The following is a 20735-nucleotide window of genomic DNA, read 5'->3' as shown; positions in this document are numbered from 1 at the left end:
TCACAGATAAACCTTTCACTCAACAATTGTGCGTAAAACTACGAAGCGTGATTATTCTCACACTAAAACCCACGCTGACATGTTATTCCTAATCGCAATTACTAGAGACCTGAGAAAAGTAATCCACCTGAACAAGGCGGTTTACTTTTCTCTTTTTTTTGTCTATTAAAAATGAGATCACGATATGCAACAGACTTCATATCGCCGTTGGATAACGCTTGCCATTATTAGTTTTAGCGGCGGAGTCAGCTTTGACCTTGCCTATTTGAGATACATCTATCAGATCCCAATGGCAAAATTCATGGGATTCAGCAATACCGAAATAGGCTTAATCATGAGCACATTTGGTATCGCTGCTATTATTCTTTATGCACCCAGTGGGGTTATTGCCGATAAATTCTCTCATCGTAAAATGATTACCTCAGCAATGATTATTACCGGCCTACTCGGTTTATTAATGGCGACATACCCACCGCTGTGGGTCATGCTTTGTATTCAGGTCGCGTTTGCTATCACCACGATTCTGATGCTGTGGTCGGTGTCGATTAAAGCCGCATCTCTGCTTGGCGATCATCGCGAGCAGGGAAAAATCATGGGCTGGATGGAGGGGCTGCGCGGCGTGGGCGTCATGTCGTTGGCGGTATTCACCATGTGGGCATTTTCCCGTTTCGCACCTGATGACAGCAACAGCCTGAAGATGGTCATCATTATCTACAGCGTGGTTTATATTCTGCTGGGGATATTGTGCTGGTTCTTCGTCAGCGATACCCCTGCGCGCAGCCATGCCGCGAAAGAAGACAAGAAAGCGTTCCAGTTAAGCGATATTCTCGCCGTCCTGCGCATTAGTACCACCTGGTACTGCAGTATGGTGATTTTTGGCGTCTTTACTATCTACGCCATCCTCAGCTACTCCACCAACTATCTGACGGAAATGTACGGTATGTCACTGGTGGCCGCGAGCTATATGGGGATTGTGATCAACAAAATTTTCCGCGCCATCTGCGGCCCGCTGGGCGGCATTATCACGACCTATAGTAAGGTGAAATCGCCGACTCGCGTCATTCAGCTACTCTCGGTTATTGGGGGACTGGCGCTTATCGCGCTGCTGGCGACTAACTCAAACCCACAATCCGTCGCCATGGGGATCGGCCTGATTCTACTACTGGGCTTTACCTGTTACGCCTCGCGCGGGCTCTACTGGGCCTGTCCCGGCGAAGCCAGAACCCCCAACTACATCATGGGAACCACCGTCGGCATCTGTTCAGTGATTGGCTTCTTGCCCGACGTTTTTGTCTATCCGATTGTCGGTCACTGGCAGGACACCCTTCCTACCGAGGAGGCCTATCGCAATATGTGGCTGATGGGGTTGGCCGCGCTGTGCATGGTGATCCTCTTTACCTTCCTGCTGTTCAGGAAAATACGTCGCACTGACGTCGCACCAGAAAACGAGACATCGCTGGCCGCTGAAACCACTGGCGAGTGATGGCGAAAATTTAAAGGAGAATAATAATGTCAAAGAAATACATCATTGGAATTGATGGCGGGAGCCAGAGCACTAAGGTCGTGATGTACGATTTACAGGGGAACGTGGTCTGTGAGGGGAAAGGTCTGTTGCAGCCGATGCACACGCCAAATGCCGATACGGCGGAGCACCCTGATGATGATTTATGGACCTCTTTATGCTTCGCCGGACAGGATCTAATGAGTCAGTTTGCAGGCCGTAGAGAAGATATTGTCGGCATCGGGCTCGGCTCCATCCGCTGCTGTCGCGCGTTGCTTAAAGCAGACGGCACGCCGGCGGAGCCGTTAATCAGCTGGCAGGACGCCCGCGTCACCCGGCCTTATGAGCATACCAACCCTGATGTCGCCTGGGTGACATCATTTTCCGGATATCTGTCACACCGCTTAACCGGCGAGTTCAAAGACAATATCGCCAACTACTTTGGCCAGTGGCCGGTGGATTATAAAACCTGGTCGTGGAGCGATGATGACGAGGTCGTGAAAAAGTTTAACCTCCCACGCCACATGCTTTTCAATGTGCAGATGCCTGGGACAATCTTAGGACATCTTACCGAACAGGCCTCTCTCGCCACCGGTTTCCCGGCTGGGTTACCGGTCGTTTGCACAACCAGCGATAAGCCGGTCGAAGCGCTCGGCGCGGGGCTGCTGGATGATGAAACAGCGGTTATCTCATTAGGCACCTATATCGCCCTGATGATGAACGGTAAGCAATTGCCGAAAGATCCCGTCGCCTATTGGCCGATTATGTCTTCTATTCCTGAAACGCTACTGTATGAAGGGTACGGCATTCGTAAGGGAATGTGGACGGTCAGCTGGCTACGGGACATGTTGGGCGAATCGCTGATTCAGGATGCCAAAGCGCAGGGATTATCACCGGAGGATCTGCTCAATAAAAAAGCCTCCGCCGTGCCGCCTGGCTGTAACGGCCTGATGACCGTACTCGACTGGCTGACCAACCCCTGGGAGCCCTACAAACGCGGTATTATGATCGGTTTTGACTCCGGCATGGACTATGCGTGGATCTATCGTTCTATTCTGGAGAGCGTTGCGCTGACGTTGAAGAATAACTACGACAATATGTGCAACGAAATGAACCACTTTGCTAAACATATCATCATTACCGGCGGTGGTTCGAATAGCGATCTGTTCATGCAAATTTTCGCCGACGTGTTCAATCTCCCGGCCCGGCGCAACGCCATTAATGGCTGCGCCAGCCTCGGCGCCGCAATCAACACCGCAGTAGGATTGGGCCTGTATCCCTCCTACGAAACGGCCATTGAAAATATGGTTCGGGTAAAAGATGTGTTTGTACCGATTGAACAAAACGCCAGCCGCTATGCAGCGTTAAATAAGGGAATTTTCAGAGAGTTAACACAATACACCGATGTGATTTTGAAAAAGTCATATCAGGTTACCCACGGAAATCTGGGGGACATTGAGGCGATTCAAAGCTGGTCAAATGCATGACTGGTATGCCGGGTGGCGATTGTCCACCCGGCAACATGACTAGGCAATATTCAAATACTTATGCGTCTGCATGGATAAACGCCAGTTACGGGCGATACAGGTATCAATGCACAGACGCGTCGCATCTTCTTTCTGGCTAATAGGCTGCAACGCAATAATACGCGGCTTTTCGTCGGCCAGCGTGACCAGCAGTTCATCCAGCGCTTCAATATCACGTACGCGGCCAACCGGGTGTTTAATTTCATCCGCGCGCTGCAATGCCTGAGAAAGAACATCATAGCCGCCGCGCATGTTCACCTTCGGCGAGACCGTCACCCAAGTGTTGTGACTGCAGAGAACTTCATGCGTACCGCTGGTTTCAATCTGGCAGCTGAACCCATGTTGTTCCAGCAGGTCCGTCAGTGGCGTGAGGTCGTGAATACAAGGTTCGCCGCCGGTGATCACCACGTGACGCGCGGTCCATCCTTGACGGCCGATAATCGCCAACAAGTCTTCGCTCGTTGCCGGGCCCCACTTGTCGCTCTCTTTGGTTTTCGCAAGGATGCTAAATAGAGAAACTTCCCGATCGGCCAGCTTATCCCAGGTATGTTTGGTGTCGCACCAGGCGCAACCAACCGGGCATCCCTGCAAACGAATAAAAATGGCAGGCACGCCGGTAAAGTAACCCTCGCCTTGCAAGGTCTGGAACATCTCGTTAATCGGGTACTGCATAGTCATCTCTGTTTAGGTTGTAAAAAAGCATTATCGCAGATTTAGGCGCTCAGGTCTTGTCCTCAGCTGCGATTCCCATGGCGCATCTCCAGCGTTCCGTAAGCTCTCTTTTTATATTAGTTAGCGGACTATGAAATAAGCACGCAATGTATTTGCTGAGTTTTCATTGTTGTTTTAGCATGCGCCGCGGACCTTCATTACACTGCATTAATTATCACTATTTTAAGAAATATCTGTGTACTTATTTAGATGTAACAAAAAATGTTTTTTATGATCTTAATGACATTATCACCCATCAAAAATAAAATTAAAAAACCAATAACAATCAATAATGTACAAACAGATACATGAAACAATGAATTTTTTATACATGCCTAATGTCAAATCCAATTCACTTTATTTCCATAGCTTAAAATAAGCTTAAGAAATAGCTTTCCTCAGCTTGTTTTTATTTAATGAATGTTTAATTTTCCGCGCCTAGAATCCACTCGACCAACCATGAGAGACTGCATTCATGAATACATTATTAATTACAGGCGTTACCGGATTTCTGGGTGGAGCAGTATTAGAAAATATCCTTAATAATGAAAATGGGATTAATCTACTGCTCTTGGTGCGAGCCAATAATGATGAAGCGGCTCTGGCCCGGGTGAAGGAAAACCTGCGTAAATTCAATATTGCAGAGGAGAAGCTGGCGACATTAACCACCCGGCAGATCCTGCTCGGCGATTTGTCATCGCCGGAAGCGTTCCTTGACGACCCACGTCTGGAACAGGTGACCCACGTGCTGAACAGCGCCGCCGTCGCCTCATTTGGCAACAACCCGCTGATCTGGAAAGTCAACGTTGAAGGCACGTTCAAATTTGCCCAGCGCATGTCTCGCGTCGCCGGGCTACAACGTTTTCTCCACGTCGGTACCGCAATGTCCTGCACGCCTGAGCCGGATTCGCTGGTCGCTGAAAGCGCCGAATTCCGCGAGCATGCCGAGCATCTGGTTGAATACACGCACTCCAAATCGACCATCGAGCGCTTGATGCAGGAAGAGTGTCCAACGTTACCGTTGACCATCGCCCGACCTTCTATCGTCGTGGGCCATACCCATCACGGCTGCCAGCCTTCAAGTAGTATCTTTTGGGTGTTCAGCATGGGGCTGATGCTGCAAAAATTCCTCTGTTCGATGGAAGACCGCGTTGACGTCATTCCGGTCGACTACTGCGCCGATGCCCTGCTGATGTTGTTAGAACGCCCGCTTGAGCGGGGAGAAGTCGTACATATCTCTGCCGGGGAAGAAAACAGCGTGAAGTTCGCGGAGATAGACCGCGCGATGGCCTCAGCGCTGGAGCAGGCTCCGGTTGGCGACCGGTATGCGCAGGTAAGCTACGAGACATTAGTGAAGATGCGCCGTGAATTGAAGGATATCTTCGGTCCATGCAACGAACGCCTGATGCTGAAAGCCATGCGCCTGTACGGTGCCTTCGCGACGCTGAACGTTCGCTTCAGCAACGATAAGCTGCTCAGCATGGGCATGCCTAAGCCGCCGCGTTTCACCGATTATATTGACCGCTGCGTACAAACGACCCGCGGCCTTTCCATCCCCCAGCAAATGGCCGTCGACTTTAAGTAATCGCAATTTGCCGGTAAAAAAAATGCCAGTCCGCAGACTGGCATTTTTATTTCAGAGAAAGACAGGATTATGCCTGGCCTTTGATCTCTTTACGACCGTTGTACGGTGCTTTTTCGCCCAGAGCTTCTTCGATACGAATCAGCTGGTTGTATTTAGCAACGCGGTCAGAACGGCTCATAGAACCGGTTTTGATCTGGCCTGCAGCGGTACCAACAGCCAGGTCAGCAATGGTCGCGTCTTCAGTTTCGCCAGAACGGTGAGAGATAACAGCGGTGTAGCCAGCATCTTTCGCCATCTTGATTGCAGCCAGAGTTTCGGTCAGGGAACCGATCTGGTTGAATTTGATCAGGATGGAGTTAGCGATGCCTTTCTCGATGCCTTCTTTCAGGATCTTGGTGTTGGTTACGAACAGATCGTCACCAACCAGCTGGATTTTGTCGCCCAGTACTTTGGTCTGGTATGCGAAACCGTCCCAGTCAGATTCGTCCAGGCCATCTTCGATGGAAACGATCGGATACTGTTTGGTCAGTTCTTCCAGGAAGTGAGTGAACTCTTCAGAGGTGAACGCTTTGTTGCCTTCGCCGGCCAGAACGTATTTACCGTCTTTGTAGAATTCAGAAGCTGCGCAGTCCATCGCCAGAGTGATGTCTTTGCCCAGCTCATAGCCAGCCGCTTTAACCGCTTCAGCGATAACAGCCAGCGCTTCAGCGTTGGAACCCAGGTTCGGCGCGTAGCCGCCTTCGTCGCCAACAGCGGTGTTCATACCTTTGGATTTCAGAACTTTCGCCAGGTGATGGAACACTTCAGAACCCATACGTACGGCTTCTTTCAGAGTCGGCGCGCCAACCGGCTGAATCATGAATTCCTGGATGTCGACGTTGTTGTCAGCGTGCTCGCCACCGTTGATGATATTCATCATCGGAACCGGCATGGAGTATTTGCCCGGAGTACCGTTCAGTTCAGCAATGTGTTCGAACAGCGGCTGGCCTTTAGAAGCAGCAGCTGCTTTGGCGTTCGCCAGGGATACCGCCAGGATTGCGTTCGCACCGAAGTTGGATTTGTTTTCAGTACCGTCCAGGTCGATCATGATCTTGTCGATGCCAGCTTGATCTTTCGCATCTTTACCCAGGACTGCCTGAGCGATCGGGCCGTTTACCGCAGCAACAGCTTTGGTTACGCCTTTACCCAGGAAACGGGATTTGTCACCATCGCGCAGTTCCAGCGCTTCGCGGGAACCAGTAGAAGCACCTGACGGAGCAGCTGCCATACCGACGAAACCACCTTCCAGGTGAACTTCGGCTTCAACAGTCGGGTTACCACGGGAGTCGATGATTTCACGACCGATGACTTTAACGATTTTGGACATTAGGTTTTCCTCAGTACAAGTTAAACTAAAACTCCAGACAAACAATGCACCCAATTGGGTGCATTGCCGTTCTAACTCTTTTTACTTCGCCTGGCGCTTCTGGTACTCGCTCGCGGCTTTCACAAAGCCAGCAAACAGCGGATGACCGTCACGCGGCGTCGAAGTAAATTCCGGGTGGAACTGGCAGGCCACAAACCATGGATGGTTCGGCACTTCGATGATCTCGACCAACTGATCATCCCCGGAACGACCCGCAACACGCAGGCCGGCAGCTTCAATCGGTTTCAACAACATGTTGTTGACTTCGTAGCGGTGACGATGGCGTTCGGTGATTGTCGGCTCGCCATACAGCTGACGGACCAGAGAATCATCACCCAACTGGCACTGCTGCGCGCCAAGGCGCATGGTGCCGCCGAGATCGCTCTTCTCAGTGCGAACCTCAACGTTACCTTCTTCGTCACGCCATTCGGTAATCAGCGCCACAACCGGGTACTTACAGTCTGGCACAAATTCCGTGGAGTTGGCGTTTTCCATGCCCGCTACGTTGCGCGCGAATTCAATCAGCGCAACCTGCATACCCAGACAAATACCCAGATATGGAATATTGTTCTCACGCGCATAACGCGCGGTGGCGATCTTACCTTCAACGCCGCGGTAGCCGAAGCCGCCCGGGATCAGGATCGCGTCCAAATCTTTAAGGATCTCGACGCCGCGCGTTTCAACATCCTGCGAATCGATAAGCTTGATGTTGACGGTTACGCGGTTTTTCAGACCACCGTGTTTCAGCGCTTCAATCACCGACTTGTAGGCATCCGGCAGTTCAATGTACTTACCGACCATACCAATGGTGACTTCGCCTGCCGGGTTAGCTTCTTCATAGATAACCTGTTCCCATTCGGCCAGGTTTGCTTCCGGACAGTCTAAGCTGAATCGTTTACAAATATAATCGTCCAGCCCCTGAGATTTCAACAGGCCTGGAATTTTATAAATGGAATCGACGTCTTTCAGAGAAATCACAGCCTTTTCCGGGACGTTGCAGAACAATGCAATTTTTGCGCGTTCATTGGCCGGAACCGCACGATCGGAGCGGCAAATCAGGATATCAGGCTGAATACCGATGGAGAGCAACTCTTTAACAGAGTGCTGGGTCGGTTTGGTTTTGACTTCACCCGCCGCCGCCATGTACGGCACCAGGGTCAGGTGCATGAACAGAGTATGCTCACGGCCGATTTCTACCGCCATCTGACGGATAGCTTCGAGGAACGGCAGGGATTCGATATCGCCTACGGTGCCGCCGATTTCGACCAGCACCACGTCATGGCCTTCGCCGCCAGCCAGTACGCGCTCTTTGATCGCGTTGGTGATGTGCGGGATAACCTGAACGGTTGCGCCCAGGTAGTCGCCACGGCGCTCTTTGCGCAGAACGTCGGAGTAGATACGGCCGGTAGTGAAGTTGTTACGGCGAGTCATCTTGGTGCGGATGAAACGCTCATAGTGGCCCAGGTCCAGATCGGTTTCAGCGCCGTCTTCAGTAACGAACACTTCCCCGTGCTGGATTGGGCTCATGGTGCCCGGATCGACGTTGATGTACGGATCCAGTTTCATGATAGTTACATTGAGCCCACGGGCTTCGAGAATGGCTGCCAGGGAAGCTGCGGCAATGCCTTTACCCAGAGAGGATACGACCCCGCCGGTCACAAAAATATAGTTCGTTGTCATGCTGAACCTGAGAAGTTAGGGTAAAACGATGGAATAACCAGGACGGGAAAGTAGTATACCCGAACATGTGTGACGCCACAAATTTTCATTCTCCCCTCCCCTTCTTTCTTCAAGCTGCACCTGTGTTGCGACTCGAACAACTCGAAGAGGCAGGCTACATGGTGTTTCAACAACATAACGGAATGAGAAAATAGCCGCTTTTGGCGAAATGTTTTTGACGTAAATCAAGCGCTTGTTATTTATAAAATCACACAAATAGCGCTTGATCACGAAAACTCGTTAGAGATCAGTTTCCTGGCGCTTTACTTCTTGCCAGACTTCTTCCATGGTATCGAGGTCAACGCCGGTCATTTCCAGGCCTCTGGCGGCGACAATACGCTCAACTTCGCGGAAGCGGCGCTCGAATTTGAGGTTCGCCTTCTGTAACGCCACTTCCGCTTTGACGCCTAAATGGCGGGAGAGATTCACCGTGGCGAACAGCAGGTCGCCGACTTCCTCTTCCAGTTTAGCGTCATCAACGACCGCCTGCTGCGCTTCATGCATAACTTCATCAATCTCTTCATGCACCTTATCGAGCACCGGGCCAAGCGAGGTCCAGTCGAAGCCCACCGCCGAGCAGCGACGCTGAATTTTGTGCGCGCGCATCAGCGCGGGCAGGCTATGCGGAATATCGTCCAACGCCGAGTGCTGCGCTTTTTCGGCACGCTCAGCGCTCTTAATTTGCTCCCAGCGCGCCAGCACTTCCGCGCTATCGCCCGCCGAAGCATCGCCGAAGATATGCGGATGGCGACGCTCCAGTTTGTCGCTGATGGCAGCGCAGATGTCGTTAAAATCAAAACGCCCCTCTTCCTGCGCCATCTGAGCATAGAACACGACCTGGAACAGCAGATCGCCAAGCTCGCCGCGCAAATCGTCAAAATCTTCGCGCGCAATGGCGTCCAGCACTTCGTAGGTCTCTTCAAGGGTATATGGCGCGATAGTGGCGAAGGTCTGTTCTTTATCCCACGGGCAACCGTTTTCCGGGTCGCGCAGGCGGTGCATAATGCCGAGCAAGCGGTCAATTTGGTTCATAGCTCTGTCCTGATAAAAAAAATGCCGGGCGGCGGCTACGCCCTTGCCCGGCCTACAAAAGAGTACGGTTTAACCGCCGTGCAGGCGGCGTGCATCGATCACGTCCGGCACCTGGTTCAGCTTGCCGAGCACCCGGCCCAGCACCTGCAGGTTGTAGATTTCAATGGTCATATCGATGGTCGCCAACTGCTGTTTGGTATCGCTGCGGCTGGCCACGCCCAGTACGTTCACCTTCTCGTTGGCGAGAATGGTGGTAATGTCGCGCAGCAGGCCGCTACGGTCGTTCGCGACCACGCGGACCACCAGCGAATACCCCGCCGAGTAGCTCTCGCCCCATACCGCGTCAACGATACGTTCCGGCGCGTGCGACTGTAGTTCAGCCAGTTGATCGCAGTCGGCGCGGTGAACCGAAATACCCCGCCCCTGGGTGATAAAGCCGACGATTTCGTCGCCAGGGATCGGCTGACAGCAGCGGGCAATGTGATGCATCAGGTTACCGACGCCCTCCACCACCACCCGGCCATTATCTTTACTGCGGTTCTGTGGGGTATAAGTTTTCTGCTGTAACTGCTTCAATGCGGCCGCATCCTGCTCGGCGGCGCTCGGTTTGTTGAACTGCGCCTGCAGGAAGTTGACCATCTGGTTGAGGCGAATGTCGCCGCCGCCGATGGCCGCCAGCAGTTCATCCAGTTCATTGAAGTTGTAGCGCGGCAGCAGATGTTTTTCCGCGTCCTTCAGGCTGATCCCCAGATGCTCCAGCTCATCGTCGAGGATCTGCCGCCCGGCAAGGATATTCTTGTCGCGATCCTGTTTACGGAACCAGGCGTGAATTTTGGATCGCCCGCGGCTGGTCGTAACATAACCGAGGTTTGGGTTCAGCCAGTCGCGGCTCGGGTTCGGCTGTTTCTGGGTGATGATCTCAATCTGATCGCCCATCTGCAGCTGGTAGGTGAACGGCACGATGCGCCCGCCAATTTTCGCGCCGATACAGCGATGCCCGACATCGCTATGGATATGGTAGGCGAAGTCGAGCGGCGTTGAACCCGCTGGCAGGTCGACCACGTCGCCCTTCGGCGTAAACACGTAGACCCGATCGTCGAAGACCTGGCTGCGCACTTCATCGAGCATTTCACCGGAATCGGCCATCTCTTCCTGCCAGGCAATCAGCTTACGCAGCCAGGCGATGCGATCTTCATGGCCTCGGCCGCCGCTGGCTCCTGCGCTGGCGCCCTCTTTGTACTTCCAGTGCGCCGCAACGCCAAGTTCGGCGTCTTCGTGCATTTGTTTAGTGCGAATTTGAATCTCAACCGTTTTGCCGCCCGGCCCGAGCACCACGGTATGAATAGACTGGTAGCCGTTCGGCTTCGGATTCGCCACATAGTCGTCGAACTCGTCAGGCAAATGGCGATAGTGAGTATGCACAATCCCCAGCGCCGCATAGCAGTCTTGCAACCGTTCGGCGACGATACGTACCGCACGCACGTCGAACAGCTCATCAAAGGCAAGATGCTTTTTCTGCATTTTGCGCCAGATGCTGTAGATATGTTTTGGGCGCCCGTACACCTCGGCTTTTACGCCTTCGGTTTTCATTTCCGAGCGCAGGTGGCCGACGAATTCGTCAATGTAGTGCTCGCGGTCGATACGGCGTTCGTGCAGCAGCTTAGCAATGCGCTTGTATTCATCCGGATGCAGATAACGGAAGCAGTAGTCTTCCAGCTCCCACTTCAGTTGGCCGATCCCTAAGCGGTTAGCCAGCGGCGCATAGATGTTCGTACACTCTTTTGCCGCCAGAACGCGTTCATCTTCCGGCTCATCTTTGACTTCGCGAAGATGGGCGATGCGCTCGGCCAGCTTGATAACCACGCAGCGGAAATCATCAACCATCGCCAGCAGCATGCGGCGAATATTGTCGACCTGTTCCGAGGAGACGGTGTCGGTGTGCGTGGCTTTCAGCTGGCGGATCGCCGCCATATCGCGCACGCCGTGAATCAGGGTGACGACCGATGTACCGACGCTTTCTTGCAGAACCTCTTCGCTGACGACGTTGCCGTCCGCCAGTGGAAACAGCAAGGCGGCCCGCAGGGTGTCGATATCCATATTAAGCATGGAGAGGATTTCCACCATCTCCACGCCGCGCCATAACAGGAGGTCCGCTTGCGGATGTCCCTGCGTGGTGACGCGGCAATAATCCCAGGTCTCGGCTAAGCGCTCACACGACTGCTGGCTGGAAATCCCCAGACTCGCGATCCATTTCTTCGGGTCAAACTCACCAGCTTTATTTAGATGTGCACTTCTTACCGCAACCATTGTCCTCTCCTTAAGGGACGCAGCCTACCGAAGTCAGCAAGCCTTAACTTTTATACCCTTCATACTTCAATCCACACCGCTATCAGGCATCGTCACTGTTACCCCGATGCGGACTGAACGATTTTATGTAAGCTCGCGCTCAAACAATACTATCGATTCCAGGTGGCCGGTGTGTGGGAACATATCCAGCATCGCCAGCCGTTGCATGCGATACCCCGCCTGTAGCAACGCGTCGCTATCGCGCGCCAGCGTCGCCGGGTTACAGGAAACATACACCACCCGCTGCGGAGCCAGCTTGATAATATGCGCCATCACGCCTGGCGCGCCGGCGCGGGCCGGATCGAGTAAAATTTTATCAAAACCGTGCTTCGCCCAGGCCTGCCGGGTAACGTCTTCTTCCAGGTTTTCATGAAAGAATGTTACGTTCTGCAACCCATTGAGGGCGGCGTTTTCCCTCGCCTTCTCCACCAGCGCGGGCACACCTTCGACGCCGACCACGCTCGCCGCCGCTTTCGCCAGCGGCAGGGTGAAATTGCCCATCCCGCAAAACAGATCCAGAACGCGGTCCTGCGGCTGAATATCCAACCACGCCAGCGCCGTGCGTACCATCTGCTGGTTAACGCCGTCGTTGACCTGGATAAAATCGCGCGGACTGAACACTAAGCGTAGTCCGTCTGACGTGTACCATGGCTCATCGCCGCGAATATGTTCAAGTATCTCGCTTTGCGGCGCGAGGTACAGGGATAGACCATGAGTTTGCGAAAAGCGTTCCAGTTTTTCTTTATCCGCCGCTGGCAACGCGGCGGTGTGGCGTAAAACCATCAGCGGACCGTTATCCGCCTGCACCAATTCAACGTGACCAAGCTGTCGCAAAGACTTAAGCGCCGTTAAACACTCACGAACTGCGGGCAGCAGCGCCTCAAGTTGGGGCACCAATACGGGGCACTGCACCACATCAACGATGTCGCTGGAGTTGGCCTTGCGAAAGCCCATCTGCAATTGTTGGGTCTTTGGCTGATAATTCAAGCTCAGACGCGCGCGGCGACGGTAGCCCCATGGCTCAGCGGCTATAATGTCGTCGACATCCCGTTTCATCAGGCGAGCCAGCGCGGCGCGTTTGCTTTGCTGCTGTAGTGCAACGCTGGCATGCTGCTGCTGACATCCGCCGCAGACGCCAAAATGCGGGCAACGCGGAGTTTCACGCTGCGGACTGTCATTCAGTCGGCGTTTGACCTGAGCGCGGGCATACTGCTTTTTATCTTCTACCAGCGTGACTTCCGCTTGCTCTTGTGGCAGCAAGCCCGGGATAAACAGCGCCTTACCCTGATGGCGGGCTACGCCCTGGCCAAAAGGATCGAGGTCATTTACTGTCACGGTTATGATCTGGCGCGTCGTCACACGCCGTTTTGCAGAGTAGAATTGCGCCATCGTAGAGGATTATCTCAAAAATATACTGACTCTATACATGAAATCATTCAGGCTGCCGATACAGAAGCCGTCTGAAGGTTGATATGTATATTCTCCCATAATGGAACCGCATGACCAACTACAGCCTACGTGCTCGCATGATGATTCTTATTCTGGCGCCGACCGTTTTGATTGGTTTGCTGCTCAGCATTTTCTTCGTCGCCCACCGCTATAACGACTTACAGCGGCAGCTCGAAGATGCCGGCGCCAGCATTATCGAACCGCTGGCGGTATCCAGTGAATATGGCATGAATTTGCAAAACCGCGAGTCAATCGGCCAGTTGATTAGCGTGCTGCACCGCCGCCATTCCGATATCGTGCGGGCGATTTCCATTTACGATTCGAAAAACCGGCTGTTCGTTACCTCTAACTACCAGCTCGATCCGCGGGAAATGCAGCTGCCGCACGGCGCCGCCTTCCCCCGTCGGCTGAGCGTTACTCGCCACGGCGATATCATGGTGCTGCGCACGCCGATCGTTTCCGAAAGCTATCTGCCTGATGAGTCGCCGGAAAGCGATGCTAAAATGCCGGATAACATGCTCGGCTACGTGGCGCTGGAGCTCGATCTCAAATCGGTACGCCTGCAGCAGTACAAAGAGATTTTTATCTCCAGCGTCATGATGCTGTTCTGTATCGGCATTGCGCTGATCTTCGGCTGGCGCCTGATGCGCGACGTCACCGGGCCGATTCGCAATATGGTGAATACCGTTGACCGCATCCGTCGCGGCCAGCTCGATAGCCGCGTCGAAGGCTTTATGCTCGGCGAACTGGATATGCTGAAGAACGGCATTAACTCGATGGCAATGTCGCTGGCGGCCTATCACGAAGAGATGCAGCACAACGTCGATCAGGCCACCTCGGATCTACGTGAAACGCTTGAGCAAATGGAGATCCAGAACGTCGAGCTGGATCTGGCGAAAAAACGCGCCCAGGAAGCCGCGCGCATCAAATCCGAATTCCTCGCCAATATGTCGCACGAGCTGCGCACCCCGCTGAACGGGGTGATTGGTTTTACCCGCCTGACGCTGAAAACCGATCTCAATACCACCCAGCGTGACCACCTGACCACCATCGAGCGCTCCGCCAACAATCTGCTGGCGATTATTAATGACGTGCTCGACTTCTCCAAACTGGAAGCCGGCAAGCTGATACTGGAGAGCATTCCGTTCCTGCTGCGCAATACACTGGATGAAGTCGTCACGCTGCTGGCGCACTCGGCGCACGATAAAGGATTGGAGCTGACGCTCAACATTAAAAACGATGTGCCGGATAATGTTATCGGCGACCCGCTGCGTCTACAGCAGGTGATCACCAACCTGGTGGGGAACGCCATTAAATTCACCGAACACGGCAATATCGATGTACTGGTTGAACAACGGGCAATGAGCAATTCCAGGGTACAAATCGAGGTGCAAATCCACGATACCGGCATCGGCATTCCGGAGCGCGATCAGTCGCGACTGTTCCAGGCGTTCCGTCAGGCCGACGCCAGCATCTCCCGCCGCCACGGCGGCACCGGGCTGGGGCTGGTCATCACCCAGCGTCTGGTGAAAGAGATGGGCGGCGATATCTCCTTCCATAGCCAACCGAACCGCGGTTCAACCTTCTGGTTCCATATCAGCCTCGATCTGAACCCGAATGCCAGTACCGACGGTTTCGATACCTACTGCCTGACGGGTAAAAAGCTGGCCTATATCGAAGCCAACTCAACCGCCGCGCAAAGTACCATGGAGCTGCTGGCCACCACGCCGCTGGAAGTAGTCTATAGCCCGACGCTTTCCGCGTTGCCGGATGCCCACTACGATATTTTGCTGGCCGGTATTCCGGTATCAATGCGCGACCTCAACAACCAGCGGGATAAGCTGACCCGCGCCTGTTCGCTGGCCGATATGTTGGTGCTCGGCCTGCCCTGCCACGCGCAGGTCAGTGCCGAAGAGCTGAAGCAAAACGGCGTCGCCGCCTGTCTGCTGAAACCATTGACCTCCACCCGCCTGTTCCCGGTACTGATGGCATCTTGCCGCGCGCAACCGCCGGTACCCCAGCCGTATATCGATAGCCATAAGTTGCCGATGACGGTGATGGCGGTGGATGATAATCCGGCTAACCTCAAGCTCATCGGCGTGTTGCTGGAAGATCTAGTGCAGCATGTCATACTGTGCGATAGCGGTCAGCATGCCGTTGAGCAGGCCAAACAGTCGCAGTTGGATCTTATTCTGATGGATATTCAGATGCCGGATATGGACGGTATTCGTGCCTGCGAGCTGATTCGTCATCTACCGCATCAGCAGCAGACTCCGGTGATTGCGGTGACCGCCCATGCTCTTGAGGGACAGCGCGAGAAACTGCTGGCCGCCGGGATGAACGATTATCTGGCGAAGCCTATCGAAGAAGACAAGCTTAATACCCTGCTGCTGCGCTACCAGCCCGGCATGCACGTGCCAGCGCCGCAGATGGCCGAACCGGTTGAGCCGGTTATCGATCATAATGTGACGCTCAACTGGCAGTTGGCGCTGCGTCAGGCGGCAATGAAGCCGGACCTGGCGCGGGAAATGCTGCAAATGCTGCTCGCCTTTATGCCCGAGGTCCGTAATAAGGTTGAAGAACAATTGGTTGGCGAGGCGCCTGAAGGGTTGCTGGATTTAATCCATAAGCTGCACGGCAGCTGTAGCTACAGCGGCGTGCCGCGGCTGAAGAAGTTGTGCCATACCCTCGAAAGCCAGCTGCGCGCGGGTACCGCAGCCGAAGATCTGGAGCCGGAGCTGCTGGAATTGCTCGATGAGATGGATAACGTCGCCCGCGAAGCGTGCAAGCTCGGCGTGTAATTCGGGGGGCGGTCCGGCATTCGGTTGGTAGCCCCGGTAAGCGTAAGCGCCGCCGGAGACGGTTCCCGGATCGCGGCGCTACGCGCCTTATCCGGGCTACAGTCCGGCATTCAGTTGGTAGCCCCGGTAAGCGTAAGCGCCACCGGGGAGAGTTCCCGGATCGCGGCGCTGCGCGCCTTATCCGGGCTACAGTCCGGCATTCAGTTGGTAGCCCCGGTAAGCATAAGCGCCGCCGGGGACGGTTCCCGGAGCGCGGCGCGGCGCGCCTTATCCGGGCTACGGTCCGGCATTCGGTTGGTAGCCCCGGTAAGCGTAAGCGCCAGGACGATTCCCGGAGCGCGGCGCTGCGCGCCTTATCCGGACGACGGTCCGGCATTCAGTTGGTAGCCCCGGTAAGCGTAAGCGCCGCCGGAGACGGTTCCCGGATCGCGGCGCTGCGCGCCTTATCCGGGCTACGGTCCGGCATTCGGTTGGTAGCCCCGGTAAGCGTAAGCGCCACCGGGGACCGTTCCCGGATCGCGGCGCGGCGCGCCTTATCCGGGCTACAGCCCGGCATTCAGTTGGTAGCCCCGGTAAGCGTAAGCGCCACCGGTGGACGATTCCCGGATCGCGGCGCGCCTTATCCGGGCTACGGTCCGGCATTCGGTTGGTAGCCCCGGTAAGCGTAAGCGCCACCGGGGACGGTTCCCGGATCGCGGCGCTACGCGCCTTATCCGGGCTACAAAACGACAAAACCCACTGCGCCAGCCGGGTTACAGCTTACCCCCCATCTGCAATACCGCGGCCACATTACGCGCCGCCATCCGTATGTTGGCGGCGGCATGCGTCAGCGCCTCATCCAGCGTACAGATGGTATACAACACGCTAAAGACGGCATCCAGACCGTGCTGATGCACCACGCCGACATCGGCGGTCAGGCTGCCGGCAATCCCAATCACTGGCACGTTAAAACGTTTAGCCACTTTCGCCACCCCTATCGGCACCTTGCCGTGGATGGTTTGACTATCGATACGCCCTTCGCCGGTAATCACTAAATCGGCATCCGCCACAAGCTCCGCCAGCTGCAGCGCGTCGGTCACAATCTCAATCCCCGGACGCAGCTTAGCGCCGCAAAACGCATACAGCGCAGCCCCCATGCCACCCGCCGCGCCACCCCCTTCCAGGCTCAGCACATCAATATCTAAATCACGGGCGATAATGTGCGCATAATGTCGCAGGCCGCTATCAAGGCGTTCGATCATCTGCGCCGTCGCCCCTTTTTGCGGACCGAATACCGCGCTCGCGCCATCCGGGCCGATCAACGGGTTAGTCACGTCGCAGGCGACATCAATCCGGCAGCCTGCCAGCCTTGGATCCAGTTCGCTAAGATCGATCTGCGCCAACGTCTGCAGCGCGCCGCCGCCCGGCGCCATTTGCTGCCGATCCGCAGTCAGCAGTTTCGCTCCCAGCGCCTGCGCCATCCCAGCACCACCATCATTGGTGGCGCTGCCGCCGATACCGATAATAATCTGCGTCACCCCCGCATCCAGCGCATGACGAATCAGCTCGCCGGTCCCCCATGAGGTGGTCAGTAGCGGGTTGCGCCGCACGAGCGGCACGCTCTCCAGACCGCTAGCCGCCGCCATCTCAATAAAGGCGCAGCGCGCATCGCCGGAAAGGCCGTAAAAGGCCTCCACCGGTTCGCCGAGCGGCCCGGTCACCCTGACCGGCACCACATGCCCATGCGTCGCGGCAACCATGGCTTCAACAGTACCCTCGCCGCCGTCGGCTACCGGGACTTTAACGTACTCCGCATCGGGATAAATCTCGCGAAATCCCGCTTCTATCGCGGCGGCGACATCCAGCGCACTCAGGCTCTCTTTGTAAGAATCCGGCGCGATCACTATCTTCATAAGCTGTCCTTAATATGAATAACCCCGGCGACCGGCAGTTGCCGACCCCTGCGGAGGTCGGCTTTATCTTAGCGAACCATGCAAGGTCGTTTGTTATCAAAGGTCCAGTTCGGGATGAGGTATTGCATCGCCATGGCGTCATCACGTGCGCCCAGGCCATGTTTCTTATATAGCTCATTTGCCTGCATCACGCGGTCCATATCCAGCTCAACGCCCAGGCCCGGCGTAGCCGGCACCTGCACCATTCCGCCTTTAATTTCGAACGGCTGTTTGGTCAGGCGCTGGTTGCCCTCCTGCCAGATCCAATGGGTATCGATAGCAGTGATCTTGCCCGGCGCCGCCGCGGCCACATGGGTAAACATCGCCAACGAGATATCGAAGTGATTGTTGGAGTGTGAGCCCCAGGTCAACCCGAATTCGTGACACATCTGCGCCACGCGTACCGACCCCTGCATAGTCCAGAAATGTGGATCCGCCAGCGGGATATCCACCGATTGCAGCGAAAGAGTATGACTCATCTGACGCCAGTCGGTGGCGATCATGTTGGTTGCGGTCGGCAAGCCTGTCGCGCGACGGAATTCCGCCATCACTTCGCGGCCGGAGAAACCCTGCTCGGCACCGCACGGATCTTCGGCATAGGCCAGCACGCCTTTCAGTTGCTTACCAATCTGAATCGCTTCGTCGAGCAGCCAGGCGCCGTTTGGATCGAGCGTAACGCGCGCATGAGGGAAGCGTTTCGCCAGCGCATCGATCGCTTCGGCCTCGTCAAAACCGGCCAGAACGCCGCCCTTCAGTTTAAAGTCATTGAAGCCGTATTTTTCATAGGCGGCTTCCGCCAGACGGACAACGGCATCCGGCGTCATTGCCTCTTCATGGCGAATACGGTACCAGTCGCACTGCTCATCCGCCTGGCTTTGATAGGCCAGCGGCGTCGCGTGGCGGTTGCCGACGAAGAACAGGTAGCCAAGCATTTCGACCTCGCTACGCTGCTGGCCGTCGCCGAGCAGAGAAGCAACGTTAACCCCCAGATGCTGGCCCAACAGATCCAGCAGCGCCGCTTCTATCCCGGTCACCACATGGATAGTGGTGCGTAAGTCGAAAGTCTGCAAGCCGCGGCCGCTGGCATCACGATCGGCAAACTGATGACGCACCGCGCCCAGCACATTTTTGTACTCGCCGAGCGTTTTGCCAACCACCAGCGGCGCCGCGTCTTCCAGCGTCTGGCGGATCTTTTCACCGCCCGGTATTTCGCCGACGCCAGTATGGCCTGCATTATCTTTGATGATAACGATGTTACGGGTGAAATACGGCGCGTGCGCGCCGCTCAGGTTCATCAGCATGCTGTCATGACCCGCCACCGGGATAACCTGCATAGCCGTGACGACGGGGGTGGAAGATGGTGTAGTCATAGCGTAATCCTTTTCTTATTAGTGACGGCCGAAAACGGGGCGTTTGCGGTCGAATGTCCAACCAGGGATCAGGTACTGCATCGGGCCCGCATCGTTGCGCGCGCCGCCCGGCAGCGCTTTATAGGCCTCGTGCGCTTTGTGCACTTGCTCCCAGTCCAGCTCCACGCCAAGTCCCGGCGCGTCTGGCACGGCAATGGTGCCGTTTACAATCTGCAGCGGATTTTTCGTCAGGCGCGCGTCGCCCTCCTGCCAAATCCAGTGGGTATCGATAGCGGTCGGATTTCCCGGCGCGGCGGCGCCAACATGGGTAAACATCGCCAGCGAAATATCAAAGTGGTTATTCGAGTGGCAGCCCCAGGTCAGCCCCCAGTCATCGCACAACTGCGCCACCCGCACCGCCCCGGAAAGCGTCCAGAAATGCGGGTCCGCCAATGGGATATCGACGGCGTTAAGCATGACCGCGTGACCCATCTCGCGCCAGTTGGTGGCGATCATGTTGGTTGCTACCGGCAGCCCGGTCGCGCGGCGGAATTCAGCCATCACCTCCCGACCGGAAAAACCCTGTTCAGCGCCGCACGGATCTTCAGCATAGGTCAGGACGTCCTGCAGTCCTTTACACAGTTCAATCGCTTCATCCAATAGCCAGGCGCCGTTAGGATCAACGGTAATCCGCGCGTCCGGGAAGCGCTTTTTCAGCGCGCGAACAGTGTCGATTTCCTGCTCGCCGGGCAGCACGCCACCCTTTAGCTTAAAGTCTTTAAAACCGTAGCGATCCTGCGCCGCCTCCGCCAGTCGCACCACCGTGTCGCTACACAACGCCTGCTGATGGCGCAAGCGATACCATTCATGGTTGCCCGGCGTCTGCTCAAGGTACCCGAGGTCGGTTTTGTTCCGATCGCCAATATAGAACAGGTAGCCCAGCACGGTCACCGCATCGCGCTGTTTGCCCGGCCCCAGCAGTTCGCATACCGGGACATGCAATACCTTGCCGAGCAGGTCGAGCAGCGCGGCCTCCAGCGCCGCCACCGCGTTGACTTTCAGTTCGAAGGTCCACGCTCCCTTACCGAAGGTGTCAAAATCCGCCGCCTGATTGCCTTTATGCACCTGTTGCACCACGCGATTCAGGCGAGCGACCTCTTGCCCGACCACCTGAGGAATCGCCTCCACCAGCGTCTGATAGATAACTTCGCCGCCAGGCGCCTCGCCGACACCGGTATTGCCGGCGTTGTCGCTCAGTACCACAATGTTGCGGGTAAACCAGGCGTTATGTGCGCCGCCGATGTTCATCAGCATGCTGTCGTGCCCGGCGACCGGAATAACCTTCATCTCGGTGATGATCGGGCTGGATTGGGTATTCAT

General features: G+C 55.4%; 13 protein-coding genes. 4 read left to right on the top strand and 9 right to left on the bottom strand.

What is annotated here, in order from left to right; translation table 11 throughout:
* Window positions 1–184 precede the first annotated feature (184 nt).
* Together PYR66_04750 and PYR66_04745 are read left to right on the top strand one after the other, a co-directional pair.
* Window positions 185–1483 (top strand): MFS transporter, encoded by a 1299-nt coding sequence (locus PYR66_04750; GenBank protein WEF29044.1) that lies wholly within the window; start codon window positions 185–187, stop codon window positions 1481–1483.
* 26 nt (window positions 1484–1509) lie between these two features.
* The gene (locus PYR66_04745) at window positions 1510–2988 is read left to right on the top strand and encodes an FGGY-family carbohydrate kinase (protein ID WEF29043.1); all 1479 of its coding nucleotides are present in this window, start codon (window positions 1510–1512) and stop codon (window positions 2986–2988) included.
* A gap of 39 nt (window positions 2989–3027) precedes the next feature.
* On the opposite strand, the gene queE is transcribed toward PYR66_04745, so the two are convergent.
* A complete protein-coding gene (gene queE, locus PYR66_04740) occupies window positions 3028–3699 on the bottom strand; it encodes a 7-carboxy-7-deazaguanine synthase QueE (protein ID WEF29042.1) in 672 nt (223 codons plus the stop codon).
* Window positions 3700–4213: 514 nt separating this feature from the next.
* On the opposite strand from queE, the gene PYR66_04735 reads away from it, so the two are divergent.
* Window positions 4214–5323 (top strand): SDR family oxidoreductase, encoded by a 1110-nt coding sequence (locus PYR66_04735; GenBank protein WEF29041.1) that lies wholly within the window; start codon window positions 4214–4216, stop codon window positions 5321–5323.
* Window positions 5324–5390: 67 nt separating this feature from the next.
* Here the strand turns inward: PYR66_04735 and eno are convergent, their stop codons facing one another.
* The 5 genes from eno to rlmD form a co-directional block, all read right to left on the bottom strand.
* The gene (eno, locus tag PYR66_04730; GenBank protein WEF29040.1) at window positions 5391–6689 is read right to left on the bottom strand and encodes a phosphopyruvate hydratase; all 1299 of its coding nucleotides are present in this window, start codon (window positions 6687–6689) and stop codon (window positions 5391–5393) included.
* Between the two features lie 81 nt (window positions 6690–6770).
* Window positions 6771–8408: a CTP synthase (glutamine hydrolyzing) gene (gene pyrG, locus PYR66_04725; protein ID WEF29039.1), complete on the bottom strand. Its 1638-nt coding sequence runs from the start codon at window positions 8406–8408 to the stop codon at window positions 6771–6773.
* 279 nt (window positions 8409–8687) lie between these two features.
* Complete coding sequence (gene mazG / locus PYR66_04720) at window positions 8688–9479, bottom strand: nucleoside triphosphate pyrophosphohydrolase (protein WEF29038.1); 792 nt, start codon at window positions 9477–9479, stop codon at window positions 8688–8690.
* 69 nt (window positions 9480–9548) lie between these two features.
* Window positions 9549–11786 carry a GTP diphosphokinase gene (gene relA, locus PYR66_04715; GenBank protein WEF29037.1) on the bottom strand — a complete coding sequence of 746 codons (2238 nt, stop codon included), beginning with the start codon at window positions 11784–11786 and terminating at the stop codon, window positions 9549–9551.
* Window positions 11787–11909: 123 nt separating this feature from the next.
* On the bottom strand, window positions 11910–13214 hold the full coding sequence (gene rlmD / locus PYR66_04710; protein WEF29036.1) for a 23S rRNA (uracil(1939)-C(5))-methyltransferase RlmD: 1305 nt from the start codon (window positions 13212–13214) through the stop codon (window positions 11910–11912).
* 110 nt (window positions 13215–13324) lie between these two features.
* Between rlmD and barA the strand changes: the two genes are divergently transcribed.
* A complete protein-coding gene (barA, locus tag PYR66_04705; GenBank protein WEF29035.1) occupies window positions 13325–16075 on the top strand; it encodes a two-component sensor histidine kinase BarA in 2751 nt (916 codons plus the stop codon).
* A gap of 752 nt (window positions 16076–16827) precedes the next feature.
* Here the strand turns inward: barA and PYR66_04700 are convergent.
* From PYR66_04700 to PYR66_04690, 3 genes are all read right to left on the bottom strand, one after another.
* On the bottom strand, window positions 16828–17967 hold the full coding sequence (locus PYR66_04700; protein ID WEF29034.1) for a glycerate kinase: 1140 nt from the start codon (window positions 17965–17967) through the stop codon (window positions 16828–16830).
* 68 nt (window positions 17968–18035) lie between these two features.
* Window positions 18036–19376, bottom strand: coding sequence for a glucarate dehydratase (gene gudD / locus PYR66_04695; protein ID WEF29033.1), 1341 nt, complete (start codon window positions 19374–19376; stop codon window positions 18036–18038).
* A gap of 18 nt (window positions 19377–19394) precedes the next feature.
* Window positions 19395–20735 (bottom strand): enolase C-terminal domain-like protein, encoded by a 1341-nt coding sequence (locus PYR66_04690; protein WEF29032.1) that lies wholly within the window; start codon window positions 20733–20735, stop codon window positions 19395–19397.

This window comes from Klebsiella aerogenes (genome assembly GCA_029027985.1).
In the GTDB taxonomy this organism is placed as follows: Bacteria; Pseudomonadota; Gammaproteobacteria; order Enterobacterales; family Enterobacteriaceae; genus Klebsiella; species Klebsiella aerogenes_A.
The sequence above is the reverse complement of the archived record's forward strand: the minus strand, read 5'-3'. Positions and strand labels throughout refer to the sequence as shown.